21 protein-coding genes and 1 pseudogene are annotated in these 16,535 nt (G+C 40.3%); 8 read left to right on the top strand and 14 right to left on the bottom strand.

What is annotated here, in order from left to right; all coding sequences use genetic code 11:
• Positions 1 to 45: 45 nt before the first annotated feature.
• The 3 genes from KOLE_RS04210 to KOLE_RS04200 all read right to left on the bottom strand — a co-directional run bounded on the left by KOLE_RS04210 (position 46) and on the right by KOLE_RS04200 (position 1,859).
• Positions 46 to 702, bottom strand: coding sequence for a hypothetical protein (locus KOLE_RS04210; RefSeq protein ID WP_015868206.1), 657 nt, complete (start codon positions 700 to 702; stop codon positions 46 to 48).
• A gap of 280 nt (positions 703 to 982) precedes the next feature.
• Entirely contained in the window at positions 983 to 1,336 is a 354-nt protein-coding gene (locus KOLE_RS04205; protein WP_015868205.1) for a hypothetical protein, read from the bottom strand.
• Between the two features lie 205 nt (positions 1,337 to 1,541).
• Positions 1,542 to 1,859: a thioredoxin family protein gene (locus KOLE_RS04200; RefSeq protein WP_015868204.1), complete on the bottom strand. Its 318-nt coding sequence runs from the start codon at positions 1,857 to 1,859 to the stop codon at positions 1,542 to 1,544.
• A 91-nt stretch (positions 1,860 to 1,950) separates the two neighbouring features.
• Here KOLE_RS04200 and KOLE_RS04195 point away from each other — a divergent pair, with 91 nt between their 5' ends.
• Positions 1,951 to 2,460: an NUDIX hydrolase gene (locus KOLE_RS04195; protein WP_015868203.1), complete on the top strand. Its 510-nt coding sequence runs from the start codon at positions 1,951 to 1,953 to the stop codon at positions 2,458 to 2,460.
• Positions 2,461 to 2,512: 52 nt separating this feature from the next.
• Positions 2,513 to 2,857 carry a nucleotide pyrophosphohydrolase gene (locus tag KOLE_RS04190; RefSeq protein WP_015868202.1) on the top strand — a complete coding sequence of 115 codons (345 nt, stop codon included), beginning with the start codon at positions 2,513 to 2,515 and terminating at the stop codon, positions 2,855 to 2,857.
• Between the two features lie 311 nt (positions 2,858 to 3,168).
• Here KOLE_RS04190 and elbB read toward each other — a convergent pair whose 3' ends face one another.
• Positions 3,169 to 3,789, bottom strand: a complete 621-nt coding sequence (elbB, locus tag KOLE_RS04185) for an isoprenoid biosynthesis glyoxalase ElbB (protein ID WP_015868201.1) — start codon at positions 3,787 to 3,789, stop codon at positions 3,169 to 3,171.
• A gap of 381 nt (positions 3,790 to 4,170) precedes the next feature.
• Here elbB and KOLE_RS04180 point away from each other — a divergent pair, with 381 nt between their 5' ends.
• The gene (locus tag KOLE_RS04180; protein WP_015868200.1) at positions 4,171 to 4,731 is read left to right on the top strand and encodes a DUF2975 domain-containing protein; all 561 of its coding nucleotides are present in this window, start codon (positions 4,171 to 4,173) and stop codon (positions 4,729 to 4,731) included.
• Positions 4,732 to 4,741: 10 nt separating this feature from the next.
• Positions 4,742 to 4,969: a helix-turn-helix domain-containing protein gene (locus KOLE_RS04175; RefSeq protein WP_015868199.1), complete on the top strand. Its 228-nt coding sequence runs from the start codon at positions 4,742 to 4,744 to the stop codon at positions 4,967 to 4,969.
• Between the two features lie 95 nt (positions 4,970 to 5,064).
• On the opposite strand, the gene KOLE_RS04170 is transcribed toward KOLE_RS04175, so the two are convergent.
• Positions 5,065 to 5,886, bottom strand: coding sequence for a DegV family protein (locus KOLE_RS04170; RefSeq protein ID WP_015868198.1), 822 nt, complete (start codon positions 5,884 to 5,886; stop codon positions 5,065 to 5,067).
• 124 nt (positions 5,887 to 6,010) lie between these two features.
• Positions 6,011 to 6,202, bottom strand: a pseudogene (locus KOLE_RS11335) (IS3 family transposase); the annotation flags it as partial.
• Between the two features lie 288 nt (positions 6,203 to 6,490).
• Between KOLE_RS11335 and KOLE_RS11090 the strand changes: the two are divergent.
• From KOLE_RS11090 to KOLE_RS11085, 3 genes are read left to right on the top strand one after another with little or no spacing between them, the layout of a single operon-like run.
• A complete protein-coding gene (locus tag KOLE_RS11090) occupies positions 6,491 to 7,003 on the top strand; it encodes a PadR family transcriptional regulator (protein ID WP_015868196.1) in 513 nt (170 codons plus the stop codon).
• Positions 6,990 to 7,979, top strand: a complete 990-nt coding sequence (locus KOLE_RS04160) for an ABC transporter ATP-binding protein (RefSeq protein WP_015868195.1) — start codon at positions 6,990 to 6,992, stop codon at positions 7,977 to 7,979. Before KOLE_RS11090 ends, KOLE_RS04160 begins: the two co-directional genes overlap by 14 nt.
• Positions 7,976 to 9,052: an ABC transporter permease gene (locus tag KOLE_RS11085; RefSeq protein WP_015868194.1), complete on the top strand. Its 1,077-nt coding sequence runs from the start codon at positions 7,976 to 7,978 to the stop codon at positions 9,050 to 9,052. Before KOLE_RS04160 ends, KOLE_RS11085 begins: the two co-directional genes overlap by 4 nt.
• A gap of 118 nt (positions 9,053 to 9,170) precedes the next feature.
• Here the strand turns inward: KOLE_RS11085 and KOLE_RS04150 are convergent, their stop codons facing one another.
• From KOLE_RS04150 to KOLE_RS04135, 4 genes are read right to left on the bottom strand one after another with little or no spacing between them, the layout of a single operon-like run.
• Entirely contained in the window at positions 9,171 to 9,905 is a 735-nt protein-coding gene (locus tag KOLE_RS04150) for a nitrilase-related carbon-nitrogen hydrolase (RefSeq protein ID WP_015868193.1), read from the bottom strand.
• Complete coding sequence (gene pcp / locus KOLE_RS04145; protein ID WP_015868192.1) at positions 9,902 to 10,498, bottom strand: pyroglutamyl-peptidase I; 597 nt, start codon at positions 10,496 to 10,498, stop codon at positions 9,902 to 9,904. Before pcp ends, KOLE_RS04150 begins: the two co-directional genes overlap by 4 nt.
• Before the next feature lie 26 nt (positions 10,499 to 10,524).
• A complete protein-coding gene (locus KOLE_RS04140) occupies positions 10,525 to 11,190 on the bottom strand; it encodes a glutamine amidotransferase-related protein (RefSeq protein ID WP_015868191.1) in 666 nt (221 codons plus the stop codon).
• A gap of 21 nt (positions 11,191 to 11,211) precedes the next feature.
• Entirely contained in the window at positions 11,212 to 11,751 is a 540-nt protein-coding gene (locus KOLE_RS04135) for a GNAT family N-acetyltransferase (protein ID WP_015868190.1), read from the bottom strand.
• Positions 11,752 to 11,943: 192 nt separating this feature from the next.
• Between KOLE_RS04135 and KOLE_RS04130 the strand changes: the two genes are divergently transcribed.
• Positions 11,944 to 12,600 carry a YggS family pyridoxal phosphate-dependent enzyme gene (locus tag KOLE_RS04130; RefSeq protein ID WP_015868189.1) on the top strand — a complete coding sequence of 219 codons (657 nt, stop codon included), beginning with the start codon at positions 11,944 to 11,946 and terminating at the stop codon, positions 12,598 to 12,600.
• Positions 12,601 to 12,604: 4 nt separating this feature from the next.
• Here the strand turns inward: KOLE_RS04130 and KOLE_RS04125 are convergent, their stop codons facing one another.
• From KOLE_RS04125 to KOLE_RS04110, 4 genes are read right to left on the bottom strand one after another with little or no spacing between them, the layout of a single operon-like run.
• A complete protein-coding gene (locus KOLE_RS04125) occupies positions 12,605 to 13,432 on the bottom strand; it encodes a MurR/RpiR family transcriptional regulator (protein WP_015868188.1) in 828 nt (275 codons plus the stop codon).
• An 8-nt stretch (positions 13,433 to 13,440) separates the two neighbouring features.
• The gene (locus KOLE_RS04120) at positions 13,441 to 14,646 is read right to left on the bottom strand and encodes a glycosyltransferase family 2 protein (protein ID WP_015868187.1); all 1,206 of its coding nucleotides are present in this window, start codon (positions 14,644 to 14,646) and stop codon (positions 13,441 to 13,443) included.
• A 14-nt stretch (positions 14,647 to 14,660) separates the two neighbouring features.
• On the bottom strand, positions 14,661 to 15,632 hold the full coding sequence (locus KOLE_RS04115; RefSeq protein ID WP_015868186.1) for a carbohydrate ABC transporter permease: 972 nt from the start codon (positions 15,630 to 15,632) through the stop codon (positions 14,661 to 14,663).
• Positions 15,626 to 16,516, bottom strand: coding sequence for a carbohydrate ABC transporter permease (locus KOLE_RS04110; protein WP_015868185.1), 891 nt, complete (start codon positions 16,514 to 16,516; stop codon positions 15,626 to 15,628). The genes KOLE_RS04115 and KOLE_RS04110 overlap by 7 nt, the downstream gene beginning before the upstream one ends.
• Between the last annotated feature and the right edge of the window lie 19 nt (positions 16,517 to 16,535).

The raw sequence follows: 16,535 nt of genomic DNA, 5'->3' as shown, positions 1-16,535 counted from the left end.
ACCCGATTTTATATAGTCTCAAATTCTCGATTTTCAGATTTTACTTTATTTGAAAAACTGGAACACACTTTCAATATCTGCCATAATACCGATACTGCTTAGATCTTCAAAGGGGAGATCTGTGCCTATGCCGCCGTAGATATATAATTCCCTGAATATCCACCAGTTCCAATCGAAGAAACTTCCTGCATTCAGGGCGACGAAATAATTATTTTCAGATGTGTTCATATTGTAGTTGTAACCGGCGATGAATTTTATATTGCCCTTTTTCTCCAGGTTATTCAATTTTATTTCACTTACAACGGACAATCCCGTGACAATAGTCATCGTAGGATCTGGTGAAGTATAGTCATAGTCTTCCTTCTCGGAATACATAGCACAGACACTGGCGGAGAACCTTCTGGGATAGTAACCTATCCCGACAAATACTGTACTTGTCTGATCATACGAAGCAAAGGCAGGAAAATACCCGTAACCAATGGATGCCCAGAAATCTCCGATGTTGGTCCCCAGTTTAATGTATGGAAGAGGATCAAGACCAACTTCCATGATATCCAGTATTCCATATCTTAAATACGGGTCAATCCCCAAAGAAACTTTACCAACTCCATTAGGCAAGAGCATGGGTTCCACAAATTCAATTTGTCCTAACACAACAATCGATGCCATCAAAAGCAGCAAAAGTATTAACTCCTTTTTCATACCATCACCTCTATCGCGTAAGTTAGCATTCTTACTTCATTATACCCGTTGTTCTGTTAAAAGCTAAGTATTAAAATAAGAGAAAAAATTCTATTGCACAATAATGGATGATAAACACCTCATTTATTTTCAGATTTTATCTTCAGAGATTTGGGGAGCACTCTGGTGTGTGTATGAATCTAGCTTCACCGATAGGAATCCCTCACGAAACGTATAATAAAAAAAGACGGGAAACCAAAATATCCCGTCTGCTAAGATTCTTATCCGGGCTAGACTGAATCTAGTATGATAGGAATACCAATATCACATCGATAATAGTTCCAACGAATCCCCAGAATAACGCTGTTGTCTTCCGTATTTTTTTATAAGTGCTAATGTAGTGTGACGTGATGTTGGGATCAGAAAAAGATTGAGCTACCGCTAGCCTTTCGGCTGGAACACTAAATGTTTTAGTGAGCGTCACCACGGGAGTAAGTATAGGAAAACACATACCAAGAAAAACTGTACCTACCACCCTTACATCTTCTTTGGCATGCTTTTTTGCAAGTCTTTCAGCATCAGCAACAGAAGCGATCCCCGCAAAAGCCGCTGTAGCCAAACCAAAGATGACTAAAAAAGCCACAAATTGTTTCATACCATCCCTCCTCTCCTGGATACACGGGATTATACAATATAATGCTATATAAAAAAGTTTTATGAATAGTTCTTATAGAAAGTCTAAGATCCATTTGAAGAGTGAACATTAGGAAAAGTCTTCTCCAGTATTAGAGAAGATAGCCAAAAAAGATGGGGTGCCTGGATGTGAAAGAATGTAGCGGAAGATTATTCAGATTGTTTAGTTATCCCAGCATCTTCGTTAACCTATCAAGGTAATCCGTTATCTGGTGTATCCCAAAGTTTCTAGCCCAGCGATTAAGTTCTTTTCCATTGTGAAAGGCAATAATTGTGGGAACCGTGAAAACAGTGAACTCTCCGGAAACTTCGGGGTTATCCAGCATATTTATGGAATAGAATTTCCACTCAGGGTAGTTTTCCTCGATTTTCTGGAGCTTTCTCTGAACAGCTGCGCAAACACCACATGTAGGTGTAAATACTTCAATTAACACAAGTCCCTTATTCATTTCATTTTTCAGTTCCGAAAAGGATATTTCTTTCATAAGATCCCCTTTCATAAAATATTCGACGGCTATTATATCAGCTCTTTTCGTGCTATATTTTTCAATAAGATAAACCGTTGGAGGAGTTGTATTGAAGAAAGCAGCTGTTATCGTTCCGGTTGTTAGCCTCGAAGACGAACCGTATTTAATTCTAACGAGGCGTTCCAGAAAGCTGAAAAGCCACCCTGGACAGATCAGTTTTCCTGGAGGTATCCGTGAGAACGGAGAAGAATTACTGGAAACGGCTCTAAGAGAAATGGAAGAGGAGATCGGGGTGAGCCGTGATAACGTATTGTTTGTTCACAGCTTGAAAATGACGGAAACACTTATGTCAAGGATCGAAGTTCATCCATTTCTTGCACTTCTAAATAAAAGGGAATTCGTATTGAATCGCAATGAAGTGGAAGTGATTATTTTCGTTAAACTTTCTCTATTTCAACAAACGAAGGAAGAAGTTATACTGCTTCCATCCGGGGAAGAAACCATAAGATACAGATTTCCCGGCCTCGTAGTCTGGGGTGCCACAGCAAGAATCATAGCTGGTTCAATCGATGAGATTCTCAAAAAATTGTCAGAGTCAGGATATATCAACATCATTTAATTCTTAATAGAATAAATATGAAGCAACCAAGAATATCTGAAAGGAGCAAAAAATGGATTCTATCGAAAAGGAAATCATAAAATTCAGGGATGAAAGGGATTGGAAGCAATTTCACAATGCCCGCACACTTGCTGCGTCTATAGTGATTGAATCAGCCGAACTGCTTGAGCTTTTTCAATGGGCTAAAGATGAAGAGATAGAAGAAATTGTGGAAAAAAAGCTGGATAAGATAAAAGATGAAATAGCAGATATATACGCTTATTTGGTCATACTTGCTCATGATTTGGGTATAAACCTTCAGGATGCAGTGCGGGAAAAGATGAAAAAGAACGCGCGAAAGTACCCCGTGGATAAAGCAAAAGGTACGAGTAAAAAATATACGGAATTTGTTGAATAACAAAAACATGAGAGCCCGAGAATCCGAGAACCGAGATAGCCGCTACGCACTGCTTCGCAGCGAACACGAATTCCTTTGGGATTGTCTCGAACTCCTTCGGAGTTGTTACGAACTGCTTTGCAGTTGACACGACCGGCTTCGCCGGTGATTAGCACCTGAGGCGATTCAAAACCTCAGACTCTGTAAGTCTGCTCTGTCATCCTAAACTTGATTCAGGATCTCAAGAACAAATCAGCTTCTGAGAGCGAAGCTCTCGCCCAGGTGTGTCCGGCATCAATTAGCCCAGTTCCTGTAGCGCCTTCACCATTTTGTCAATACCCACCATAATTTCGTCCATTTTTTTGGATGCCAGAAATGCGGGGGTAGTTACTACTTTGTTTTTTTCTATCTATCACGCATTCTTTTGCGGAGCAATTAACAGCATTAACGTTGAGTTCTGAGAGTAATTCCCCATACGCATCGTTAGCCGTAGCAACCTTTAAGTCAGAAACATGCTGCGACAAACTCTTAGCTATCAAAATAACGGCTCCACATATTCCAGCAATAGACTTTTTTGATAAATACATGGCTTTCAATAAATCGTCAACGTTTTTATTAACCGTGAAGGACTTTTTATCTACTATGAATGTGGATAGGTTCTTGAATACCCCTAAACCTCCAGGAATTATAATGGCATCTATATCTTTGCAACTGACTTCCCTTATATCGCAGATTTTTCCTCTACCGATTCGTGCAGACTCAATCAATATATTTCTTTTTTCATTTTGAGGTTTTTCCGTATAATGATCGATTACATCATGTTGCATTTCGTTAGGGGCAAAGGTTATATAGTCTATTCCGTACTTATCTAGAGATAGATATGTAAGCATAACTTCTTCGATCTGAGTACCATCGCCTAAGCCGCAACCGGATAAAAGAATGCCCGCTTTCACTAGAATTGTCCCCCCTATTCTGCTTACATCCTAAGGATTCTTGCAGATATATTTTAGCGTTTCCCATGTGAATTATTCAATGGTTCGAGCTGCCACATAAAAATTTTTCGTCTTTCTCCAAATTTAGAGACTTGAATTGTCCAATAAGCTAACAAGCTCTAATATAATCTATCGAAATCGATATAACTGAGTCTCCAGGGCATAGCCCTGCATTTCTGCCGCAAAGTGGCTCTTGCGGATTTCAGATCCCGGTACTCTGTTTTTACTCTAATTTTTTGAAAAAAACGAAAAATTTATCGAAATTCAATAAATATATCTTGATTTACATAAAATCACGTGTTATGATATCTCTGACAAAACAAATTTTCAGGAGGGAATATTATGAGGTATGTTGGAAAAAAATCGATATCTTCTTTTCTCTATGTGGTTATCAAGTTGAGTATCATTGTAGCCTTCATAGGTCTGTTCCTGAGCTTTCTTGTGTATATGTTTCCTGATTGGTTCAAGGCCAACGGCTTTAAAAGTTCTTTTAATTATCCTGGATTCGCTGTTAGGGTCAATAATGCTACAGCGGTTTTGGAATATCCCTTGGTCTATATAAGTTTATGGATTTCAGGATTAATTTTCATAGGAATTCTCTATTGCCTAAAAAATATCTTCAAGGAATTTGCAAAAGGTAAAGTCTTCACAGACAGGAATATAAGATCTATGGGATGGACGGGAATTTTTGTTCTACTATTCGCTGTTACAAGTTCCTTCTATGACCTTTTCAGAGGGTTCATGCTGGCAAGTTATTTTGAAGATCTCTCGAGCGAAGTTGAGTTAATAGCCACTTATAGAATAAATCCTGCAACAGTTTTTGTTGGATTACTTATTCTAATTTATACGGCGATTTTTAAGACTGCCAAAGAATATAAAGAAGAGAATGACCTGACGATATGAAGGTGAAACTATGCCCATTATTGTGAATCTTGATGTGATGATGGCGAAACGCAAAATTTCCCTCAACGAGCTTTCTAGGCGAGTGGGAATTACTGTTTCAAATCTTTCGATTCTAAAAAATTCAAAGGCAAAGGCAATCAGATTTTCTACCCTTGAGGCTCTTTGCAGGGAATTGAAATGTCAGCCAGGAGATATCCTTGAATATGTTGAAGAGGATAAAGATAGTATTACGCCATAAATAGTATTATTTGCTTCCGTTGCTTTTTAAATAAACATTCAATAGTATGAGGCAGAAGTTTAGAGGAGAACTATGAATTTCCTGACAGAGAATAGCTAAAGGGCTAGTATAAGGCCTCCCGGGCCGGCGTAGGTTGCAAAGGTCGGCCCCATGCCATTGACGATTACTTCAGAGTTGAATTGTTTTTCGAGAATTTCTTTGAAATAATTCGCATCTTCTATGTTGTTCACATGGGTTATGCCGAATATCCTTCCGGGTTCAGGGTTCAAACCGTTTATAATTTTCAGTATCGCTTCTCTGAAGCGTTTTTTTCCGCGCACTTTCTTGAGCATTTTAACCTCACCCTTTACCCCGTGAAGGATTACCTTTATATTGAGCAGTTTTGCGACAGTGCCCTGAACTCTGTTAAGCCTCCCGCCTTTTATTATGTTTTCCAGTGTATCCAGAGGGATTATTATCTTTACCGATTCTCTGTATTTTTCAAGAGCTTCGAAGATCTCTTTCATCTTCTTACCAGCGGTGGCGAGTCGAGCAGCCATAAGCACCTGGATACCATGAGCAAGTGAACCGGCAAGGGAATCAAAGACAACGGCCTTTTTACCAACCAATTCATTTCCAAGCATTGCTGATTGGTATGTACCACTCAACTTTGAGGAAATTGTTATACAAAGAGGTACATGACCTTCTTTAGTAACTTTCTTAAAAACTTCAGCGAAGAGAGCGGGAGATGGTTGAGAGGTTTTTGGGAGAGAGCGAGCTCGTTTCATCTTTTCCCAGAACTGTTCCGGGGTAATGTCAATACGCTCGGTATAACGTACTCCTTCGATCTCAACTGAAAGCGGTACCGTACGAATTTCATATTTCTTAATAAGTTCATCAGGCAGGTCGCAGGAGCTGTCGGTAATTATTTTTATCATACGGATCCCTCCAATACTTGAGGATAGAAAACATTATATTATACCGCGTGACTTGAGGTGAAAAAGAACTCTCGGACTCTCGATGCGGTCTGACCCCCAAATATTGGACAAAATCAGAGCAACATCAAGGATTTACATACACAGGCTCGTTGTGGCTAGAGAATTCAGTATAATATCTTGTTGTTTGGTATTTCAATGACGCATGAGGCCTCAGGTTGTTGTAAAAAGACAGATATACCTTCAGTTTTTCACACAAGTCTTCGAGATTCTTGAATTCGTTGTTTCTTACGAATTCCCTCTTCAAAGAAGAGAATGTCGGTGTGCCCGGCATCAATTATCTTAGTTCCTGCAACGCCTTCACCATTTTGTCAATACCCACCATAATTTCGTACATTTTTTGGATGTCAGAAATGTACCATCGCCTAAGCTGCAACCCGATAAAGGGAGGCCCACTTTCACTAGAATCCCCCCCTATCATGCTTATATCCCGTGTGAGTTATTCAATGATTCGAGTTGCTGCAAAAAATTTCCGTCTTTATAATCTTGAATTACTCAATAAGCTCTGATATAATATATCGAAACCGATATATCGGAGGCGATATACTTGAACAAGGGATTTCTCAGATTTGCTGTGCTGGGTATCGTGGTGAAAAAGTATCCTGTACATGGTTACAGAATAATGGAACTCATTGAGGAAAAAATGGGATTTAAACCGTCTCCTGGTTCAATTTATCCTGTCTTGAACAAGCTTGTTTCTGATGGGCTCATCTATTCAGAAACTTCAGGAAAAAGGAAGCTATATTATCCAACCGAAAAAGGGAAAAAGATCCATGAGGAACTCGAAAGCCAACGTGCAGAGTTAGTCAATAGCCACAGAAAATTCGCTGAGTCCCTGGCGCGCCTGGTTGGTGTGAAAAGTAAGGACATCTTCCCCGAAAATTTTTCAAGCATTCCTGGAATTGTTAAGCGACATATAGGAAAGGTAATGTTAAAACTCCACAAGACAAACTGGAAAAAAGGCTCTCACATCGATGAATTAATATCGGAACTAAACACTTTAATCGAAATTCTAACAAACTTAAAAGCTGAGGTGGAAAAAGAAAATGAAGGTAATTGAAGCTAAAGATCTATCCAAACGTTTCAAGGAAGTTCTTGCCGTAGATCAGGTGTCTTTCGAAGTCAACGAAGGAGAGATACTTGGTTTTCTCGGTCCGAACGGTGCTGGAAAATCCACAACCATAAGAATACTAACCACTCTAACCCGTCCAACTTCAGGAACAGCAATTGTTGCAGGTTATGATATTTTGCGGGAACCATCAAAAGTGAGAGAGAAGATCGGACTGGTTTCAGAAAAAACGATACTCTATGACAGACTCACTGCCATGGAAAATCTCATGTTCTTCGCAAAGTTAAACGGACTCGATGATAAAAAAGCTAGAAAGCGCTGTCTCGAACTTCTCGAGGTGGTGGATATGCTCAAATGGAAAGACACGATGGTTGGTAAGTTTTCCACCGGCATGAGGCAGAGAATCAATGTTATAAGAGCTCTCTTACACGATCCCAAAATCATTTTCCTCGACGAACCGACTTTAGGGCTCGACCCTCAGACCACGAGAGCCATCAGGGAATTCATAAGAAAAATGAATGACGAAGGCCGTACTATTATCCTTACCACGCATATGATGACGGAAGCGGATATGCTTTCCGATAGAATAGCGATAATCGATCACGGGAAAATAGTGGCTCTCGATACCCCCAAAAATCTTAAAAGGCTTCTGAAAGATTCAGATGACGAAATTTTCGATCTTGAAGTACCCGGTATAAATAACGAGATAGTAGAGAAACTGTCGAGTATAGATTGTGTGAAAAAGGTAATAAGCAGATCGACAGAAGAGATCAGGGTATTCATGAAATGCGATAACGCTGTAGGATTTATAACAAACTTTTTTGCGAAGCATTCGCTCAAAATCATATCGATAAAGAGTGTTGAACCATCCCTTGAGGATGTTTTTATCAAACTCACAGGCCACGAGATGCGCGACCAGGCAGTTAAGAAAATGAAATTCATAGGGAGAAGGATGATGCATTCATGAAGTACGCGGTACAAATAGCTATAAAAGATCTAAAATACTTTTTCCGCAGCAAGACAGCAATATTTGCCTTTCTTGTTATGCCTGTCTTCATGATGCTCATAACCGGATACATCTTTCCAAAAGTGCAATCCGGGGACAACATAAAGATTGCTGTTTATTCTCTAGATAAAGGTTTTAAAAAGATGATAGAAAGCAAAGGAAGCGAAAATTTCGTCTTCGTTGAAAGTGAAGAGGAACTCCGAGAGGTCCTCCTTGAGGAAAAAGTTGACGTTGCCTTGGTAATTCCTGAGGGATTTCTAACCGCGGTACTGAGAAAACAAGAGGCCTCTATAAAACTGATTCCCAGCCCCTCTAACCCTCAAATAGCCATGGCTGCTGCTCAGGGAGTAACCTCGTCTATTGGTGCTTCCCTTGGGAGTGTGGGAGGAAAATTTGATGTTGAAATAGAAAATCCAGGAGGCGGCGAATTCAATTACTATGAATTCATGGCACCCGGAATAATGGCTATGGTTGCAATTATGAGTGTTGTTAACGGTTTAGCGGCTGCAATTACTATGGAAAAAGAAAGAGGAACTCTCGATGGAATTCTGGCAACTCCTATCCCGAGGTCTTCTATCGTTCTTGGCAAAACCCTTGCACAAACTGTGAGAGGGATTTTACAGGCTATAATCATACTGGCTTTGGCGGTATTGCTGTTTGGTGTTACTCTCCACGGTTCTTTGCTTTTAACATTACTTATACTGATTCTTGGTATATTTAGTTTTATCGGGGTCGGCATAATCGTAACAGCTGGAGCACCGGATCAGGAAACGAGTCAAATGGTGCTTACAACCATCTCATTCCCCATGATGTTCCTTTCAGGCGTGTTTTTTCCTGTGGAACAGATGCCGTCGTTCATGCAAACTTTGTCGAAGTTCTTCCCGCTCACTTACACTGCTGATGCACTCAGAAAAGTAATGATACTCGGAGGCAATTTATCTAACGTATCAAATGATGTGGTTATGCTAGTTATATTCGCAATCGTGACACTTTCCCTTGCCGTCCCGTTGTTTGGAAGACTTACAACGAATTAAAAAAGGAATCTGGCGCTTGCCGGATTCCTTTTTTACTAATAACGAAGTTACCACGGCCGTGACAAAGTCACATATAGCTATTGTGAAACAGTTCTCACCGAATCCCGGATCTCGATTCTCATAACAGAAAACTTTCTCTCCAGCGATACATATCCTGGAGCATCTCTGTTGTAATATTGTAGATTTTCAACGGTTCATGAGATATCGCTTTGAGCGTGTTACCGTAGTAATCAAAAGCGATTGAGAGATGATCGTAGGTGGTGATAGGATCCTCACCTGAACGATTTACACCGAATATGAAAGTCTGGTTTTCTATTGCCCTTGCCTTTAAGAGGGTGTGCCAGTGGTCTTTTCTCTTCTCAGGCCAGCTGGCAATGACGATGAAAACATCTGCACCCTTCGCATCACGAAATAATTCCGGAAATCTCAGATCAAAGCAAACAAAGGGTGAAAATTCTATCCCTTTGTACCTGAATCTGCTCGCTCTGTCTCCAGGTGTATAATATTGATCTTCTTTTCCGTATTTAAAGAGTTTTCTTTTGAAATAATCCATTGTGGTTTTCGTGAAAGGATCATAAAAGGTAGCTGCATTATAGAATGAATCTTTGTGCTTTACAATACGACCAAAAACAACGGCAATTCCATATTTTTCTGCATTTTCTTTGAAGAATTCCAGGTCTTTTCCATCATCGTACATGGATGTGTTCATAGTAAAACCTGTGAGGGTCATCTCTGGAAATAGCAGGAGTTCAACTTCTCCAGCACGGGCTTGGTTGAAGAGCTCACTCACCATTTTTTTGTTTTCATCCTTGGATTCCCAGAAAGGTGCAATTTCCGCTATTGCTATCTTCATAGCTTGGCCTCCACGACCTCCAGGATTATCTCCATGGCCCGCTGCATTTCGATAAGCCCCATGGAAGGTATTTGCGGTCTTTCAGCTACCTGCCGATGAAGATACGGAAAATGAATAAATCCAGCTCTTATACTTAAATCATTTTCAGATAGGTAATGCATAATCTGGTAGAAAAGGCTGTTGCATACAAAAGTCCCCGCTGTGTAGGAAATAGCAGCGGGAATTCCGTTTTTCCTGAGTTTTTCAGTTATTTCTCTTACAGGAAGAGTGGAAAAGTAAGCGGTTGGTCCACCTTCAACCACAGGCTCATCACAGGGTTTGTTTCCTTCATTATCTTTTATCCTTGCATCCATAATGTTTATAGCCACTTTTTCCGGGGTTACAGCCGTTCTACCACCGGCTTGTCCCAGCATGACCACTGCAGAAGGTTTAGTCTTTTCGATTTCTTTTATAAGTATCTCACCACTTTTTCTGAAAACAGTAGGGAGTTTGACGACTTGTACATTGTTCCGGGTTTTAAAGGTACTTAACAGTATTTCTGTGGAGTTTTCTCTATCTTCACCGAAAGCATCGAAATGACTGAGCAGTATCACCTTATCACCTCCACGAAATTACAACTTTAATAAGACTTAGAGTCATAGTATTCCACCAGAGTGATGAAATTCAAAAGCACCATGAAACCATGATTAAATTTCTTGTTGTCGCCCTTTTCCGGGTGAAATTGAACGCCGTAAATTGGCTTTTCACGGTGTTTTATCACTTGAATGGAACCGGATTCACCGATAGCGAGGAGTTCGAAATCTTCGGGAACTTTATTGAGAGTATACATGTGATTTTCCCAGACATTGAAGACTTCCGGTAAGCCTGTGAAAAGAACGTTATCTTTCAGTTCTTTTACCTCAATCCAGCCGCGTTCTTCGAGATAGATTAGAGATGCTCCGTAGATCTTACCAATTAGCTGGTGTCCCATACATATCCCCAGAACAGGGACATTGCTTTCCGTTATTAGTTTTACCGTTTCTTTCGCGCTTCCATCATTATTAAAAAAAGCGCTCATATCACTTCCACCGCTCAAAATTATGCCCGAATAACTTCCTTTTTCCGGGAATTCTCCGAGAAAAGTTCTGTAAAGCTTGTAATCAACTTTGAGATCTTTAAGTGCTTTTTCTATGAGAGAGGTAGTATTTAGATAGTCTCCGTCGTTTAAAAGTAGAGCTATAGGTTTGTTCAAAGCAAATATGCTTATTGAAAGTAATAGAAGGGAAACTACCAGAAATACTTTCAATTGGGCGACACCTCCTATTTGTTAATCAGAGATAGTTCTTAGAAATTCTCGCCTTAAAATCCCCATAATTATTTCGTCGTAGTATTTTCCTTTTCTAAAAATCTGCTCTCTCAAACGGCCTTCTACTACGAACCCGCATTTTTCATAGCTTCTTATAGCGCGCTCGTTGAAGGAATAGACATTTAAGAGCACTTTATTAAGGTTCATCTCTTCAAAAATGAATCTGAGCAGCAATTTCATGGCTTCTGTACCGTAACCCTTAGACCAGTAAGGTTTACCCAGAAAGATCCCGACGTAAGCGTAGCTGTTCTTCCAGTTGACTTCGTTGATTCCGCAGCCACCTATATACTGACCATCCTCTATCCTTTCTATGGCGAAGTTATAGGTATCCTTCGAAGAACTCAAGTTTTCATACCATTTGTACTCTTCTTCCAGAGTCATGGGAAAGGGTATTCCTGGAACCAAATAACTTTTCACTTCAGGATCGTTGATGTACTTCCATGCTAATTCAACATCTTCTTTTCTGTAAGCCCTTAGCCTGACAGATTTTCCCTCAAGCATTCTCTCCCCCCTCTACCAGCTATAGACAGTATTTCACTTCTGTTGAATGGTTTTGGAATGGAAAGGTCTATTATCTGAATTGGGTTTTCAAAATTATATCATCAGGATAGCGAACCACCAATTAATAGAAAATTCGGTTATTTTGTAAAACGTCCCTACTGATTGCGCTATAATTTTTATGGAGGTGTTTTAATGGGAATAAAGGAGAACATTAAGAAGATTCTTTCTGAGATACCGGATTATGTTACCGTCGTTGCTGCAGCTAAAACCCGAACACCAGAGGAAATATTAGAAGCAATAGAGGCTGGAATAGAAATAATCGGTGAAAACTATGTGCAGGAAGCACAGAAAGCTTTTGAAGCGGTGGGGAAAAAAGCACAATGGCACATGATAGGTCATCTCCAAAAAAATAAAGTGAAAAAAGCTGTACAGATTTTCGACATGATACAGACTGTTGATTCAGTAAAGATAGCAAATGAAATCAACAAGCGTGCTGCACAATTCGGCAAAGTCATGCCGGTTCTGATAGAGGTCAACAGTGGCAGAGAAGAACAAAAAGCAGGAGTTCTTCCCGAAGATGTTTTTCGGTTAGTCGAAGAGATCTCTAAACTTGAAAACATTAGAATCGAAGGCTTGATGACGATGGGGCCTGTTGTTGACGCTCCAGAAGAACTTCGCCCTTACTTCAGTTTGACCCGTGAGCTGTTTGAGAACCTTTCCAGAGAAAAACTACCGGGAGTCGAGATGAAATGGTTATCTATGGGTATGTCAGATTCATATAAAATAGCCATTAAAGAAGGCGCAAATATGATAAGGCTTGGAACAATCCTTTTCGGTCCCAGAAAATGAGAGATTAGAACCTTTTTGGTTTCAATATTTCTTCCAGTTTGTCGAAATGCTTACTGAGACGTTCGCTCATGCGTGCTACAACTGTTTTGTAAAGGATATCAAGAATCAGAAATTCACCGATCCTGCTGACAGTGAATTCGCTTGTTGATGGTTTCCCGGCCGCAGTGTAGAGAACCACATCTCCTACCTCCGTTATCGGGGAGTTTATACCGGAGGTTATGACGATTGTTTTCGCCCCCGCTGCATGGGCTACCTGCACAGATTTCACAGTATCTCTTATCGTTCCTGTGTGTGAGATTCCAACAACAACGTCTTCATTCGTTAAACCAGAGGCAACCATAACCTGAGCATGCGGATCGATGTAATGAGTGCTGGAAAAACCCAGCAAAGCAAAATTAAAACTTCCACTTTGAGCTACCACGGCAGATCTACCAACACCAAAAAAGACCAACCTCCTGGCGTTAATTATCAGTTCCACAGCTTTTTTCAACGCATCAAGATCCAGAACAGCCATGGTTTCTTTTGCCAGTGATATGTTTTCCTGAACGATTCTTTCTACAAAGTTTTGGTAACTACCTTCGCTACCTTCTTCTATTACTTCCTGGGGTATGCTCAACTCTCTAGCAAGAGATATCTTAAAGCTCTGGTATCCACTAAACCCTAACTTTTTAACCAATCGGTATACAGTAGCTTCACTGGAATGAGAAAACTTTGCCAGCTCTGTTATAGTGTAATGTATAACATCGTCCGGCCTCTCAATAATATACTTAGCAACACGCCTTTCTGATTCACTCAAAGAATCGTATATACCTTTTAGCTGAACGATTATCACGGAGTTTATCACCACCTATCAACCAGTTCGGATTTTTTCTTCAGGAAAACCTGAACAAGGTCTTCTACTAATGTTTCAGCTTTCCGGGAATCTAGATCGATCGTCTTATACACAAAGTCTGCAACTCTCGCGAAATACAAAGGTATCATAGCATCTATGATTTGTTTCCTCAACTGAGTATTTTTATAAAGTTTAGCAAATTCATAGACAAAGTCTACCCAGTTTTCTTTATCTAAAGTTCCCTCAGTACTTACCGAGTAAAAGCGCTTCTGCAGATATTCGGGAAGAAATTCTGACACAAAGCCTTCAACCTTCTTTGTACCTTCAATTGCTTTTTTCTTCAAATTTTCAATATCCACTTCCAGGGGTTCGGGAGTTACATCGGGAACATCCCCGTAAATCTCAGCTGTTTCAAGCTTTGTAATGCTCTTCCATCGTTCTTCGTAGGTTTGCATGAGGGTGAACAGTGTTCCTACAACCTGGCTGAACATAGGTCCCAGATGTTTTCCAGGATCTTTCACATCATGGATTTTTGCACCCAAAGCTGCCTGCATAGGTCTTTTTTCAGATTCGTTTATCGCTATGGTTGTCATCCATATATCGATTCCAAATCTGGCAACGTCGGTTTCCCAAACGTCTTCGGGTTTGGTCATGTATTTCTCTATCATTTCCAGACCAACCCCAAAATCTCCGCCGATAGGTTGCCTTATTTTAAGGCCATACAGCGCGGAAGTAACGGGATAACAGATGTTGTTCGTGATAGTACCGTCATATTTATGACGCACATAATAGGGGGTTATATAAGAAGTTTTGCCATCAAGAATTGGAATTCCAAGACGTTCTAACCACCATGGTTTAATGCTGCGCAAATCGGAATCTAAAAATATGGTTACCGGTGCTTGCATTTTGCAAGAAATCTCCATAACCGATCTCATTGCACTTCCTTTTCCTGGAATACCTTTATACACATAAGAAAGCTTTTTGATCTTACCAGTATCTGTACTCAAAAAGACTTGACGGGTTCTATCATTCGAATTTCCATCAGCGTTGACTATTATCCCACAGCCTCCAAAATATTTTTCTATTCCTTCCGCAGCCATTTTGGTTACGAATGAAATTGTTGATGCGTTATTATAACTCGGGATTCCAACAACCACTTTAATCTTTCCAAAGTACTCCAGTGTTTCAATAATTTCGTCAGGCACCGCAAACATTACGACCACCTCCATTATTCTTTAACTCCACCAACGGTTAAACCGCTTGTTAGGTATTTTTCCATTATTGTGAACATAACGACAACAGGAAGAGCCGTTAGTACAGAAGCCGTCATCATCTTTCCCCAGATAGCATGTTCAGAGTAGAAGAGTTCATTCAAACCGATAGGAAGAGTATAGTATGTTGGGTACGGCCTTACAAAAATAGAAGCAAAAAGGAATTCGTTCCACGCTATCATGAAGGCATAAATATAGACAGTTACAATAGCAGGTAATGATAACGGAACAACTATTTTGAATATCGCCTGGATTCTGGTACAGCCATCTATTATCGCTGCTTCCTCTATGGAGTAAGGTATTGTTCTAAAGTAATTTCCCAGCATGTAGAGCGACACGGGTAACGTTTGTACGATGTATATTATGAAAAGCGCAAGGAAAGATTTTAAACCAGAGCCAACAAATCCTAGTTTCACAAATATCTGGTACAACGGTACCGCGAGTATAGTTCCACCGAACAGATAAACTACAAGAACGCCACGTTGTAAGACACCTCTTCCGACGTACTCGAGACGACTGAAAGAATACGCGCCAAAAACGGAAACGACAAGACTTATGAAAGCGGAGATCCCAGCAACTGTTAAACTGTTCCGGAAAAATCTGAGAAATGGAAAGGATTCCTGTTTCCTCTGGGCTTTAATCTCAGCAGCAACCTGTTTTTGCAATTCCGGGGGGAGATCTTTTATGAGTTCTGTCAGTTGTTCTTCCTCACGGGAGAGCTCTTCTCTTATGGATTTGACAAAACCAAGAAGTTCACCGTATTGTCTGAGAGTAGGCCTCTTTGGGATTATACCAGGTTCAAAGGCATCGGTGTCGTACCTTAAAGATACGGAAATCATCCAGGCGAACGGATAGGCAACAAAAAGAACCACCAGGATAACCAGTATATAGAAACCAATTTTTTTGGGTATATTTTTCGCCTTTACCATTTCAACACCCTCTTTACGTATATTCCGATCAGGATGAACATTACAACGAACAAGATCGTTGCAATCGCAGCAGCAACACCCTGTTCCGGAACACCAACAAATGCTTTCTCATAGATGTATATCGGGAGCGTGCCAGCGAATTTTGACATCAAATAAACTTCATCGAATTTGTAAAAGTTCCAGATACCTCTCAAAAGAGCGACAGAACCAATTACAAAGTAGAGTTCCGGTAATGTGATGTATTTGAATTTCTGAATGGAATTTGCGCCATCTATTTCAGCGGCCTCGTATAGTGTGTAAGAGATAGACTGCAGTCGTGAAAGGATCATAAGATAGACAAAAGGAAAGTTTCTCCAGATATTGAATATGGATACTACCCAGAAAGCATTGTTCGGATTGTTTATGAAATCAACTCCCGGATCGATCAACCCTATCCCGGCCAGTAACCTTATCAGCGGACCGTCGATTGGGAGAAAGATGTATCGCCACGCGAACACGATAGCAATCAAAGGGGTTATGTATGGAAGCAACAACAATGCCCGTACCAGCGAACGCCCAAAAAAGTCCCTATTCATCATAAGTGCCACGACAATTCCAAGGATTATACTTCCACCGACGGTTAGAATTGTGAACAACACAGTTATCGAAAAAGATTTCCAGAAATCGGGATCTGAAAGGATATTGATATAATTTTTAAGTCCAACAAATTCGTTCGGTTTCTCTGGGGAAAGGGAAACATCAAAAAAGCTAAGGTATATGTTATAGGCGACAGGATATAGTATAAAAGCTGCTATAAGAATTATCGTTGGCATGATCAGCTTCCAACCGAGAGAACTTTCCTTCTTTTTTAGTGTCCCCACTGTTGCCATTCGCGAGTTAGTCAAAGTCTTACACCTCCATAAA

The organism is Kosmotoga olearia TBF 19.5.1, assembly GCF_000023325.1.
GTDB lineage: Bacteria > Thermotogota > Thermotogae > Petrotogales > Kosmotogaceae > Kosmotoga > Kosmotoga olearia.
Note: the sequence above shows the minus strand (reverse complement) of the source record. Positions and strands in the feature narration are given on the sequence as shown.

Bases quoted from the DNA above. Each gene is read 5' to 3' on its own strand.
- KOLE_RS04210 (WP_015868206.1), bottom strand. From the start codon at position 702: ATGAAAAAGGAGTTAATACTTTTGCTGCTTTTGATGGCATCGATTGTT.
- KOLE_RS04205 (WP_015868205.1), bottom strand. From the start codon at position 1,336: ATGAAACAATTTGTGGCTTTTTTAGTCATCTTTGGTTTGGCTACAGCG.
- KOLE_RS04200 (WP_015868204.1), bottom strand. From the start codon at position 1,859: ATGAAAGAAATATCCTTTTCGGAACTGAAAAATGAAATGAATAAGGGA.
- KOLE_RS04190 (WP_015868202.1), top strand. From the start codon at position 2,513: ATGGATTCTATCGAAAAGGAAATCATAAAATTCAGGGATGAAAGGGAT.
- KOLE_RS04180 (WP_015868200.1), top strand. From the start codon at position 4,171: ATGAGGTATGTTGGAAAAAAATCGATATCTTCTTTTCTCTATGTGGTT.
- KOLE_RS04175 (WP_015868199.1), top strand. From the start codon at position 4,742: ATGCCCATTATTGTGAATCTTGATGTGATGATGGCGAAACGCAAAATT.
- KOLE_RS04170 (WP_015868198.1), bottom strand. From the start codon at position 5,886: ATGATAAAAATAATTACCGACAGCTCCTGCGACCTGCCTGATGAACTT.
- KOLE_RS04160 (WP_015868195.1), top strand. From the start codon at position 6,990: ATGAAGGTAATTGAAGCTAAAGATCTATCCAAACGTTTCAAGGAAGTT.
- KOLE_RS11085 (WP_015868194.1), top strand. From the start codon at position 7,976: ATGAAGTACGCGGTACAAATAGCTATAAAAGATCTAAAATACTTTTTC.
- KOLE_RS04150 (WP_015868193.1), bottom strand. From the start codon at position 9,905: ATGAAGATAGCAATAGCGGAAATTGCACCTTTCTGGGAATCCAAGGAT.
- KOLE_RS04135 (WP_015868190.1), bottom strand. From the start codon at position 11,751: ATGCTTGAGGGAAAATCTGTCAGGCTAAGGGCTTACAGAAAAGAAGAT.
- KOLE_RS04130 (WP_015868189.1), top strand. From the start codon at position 11,944: ATGGGAATAAAGGAGAACATTAAGAAGATTCTTTCTGAGATACCGGAT.
- KOLE_RS04120 (WP_015868187.1), bottom strand. From the start codon at position 14,646: ATGTTTGCGGTGCCTGACGAAATTATTGAAACACTGGAGTACTTTGGA.
- KOLE_RS04115 (WP_015868186.1), bottom strand. From the start codon at position 15,632: ATGGTAAAGGCGAAAAATATACCCAAAAAAATTGGTTTCTATATACTG.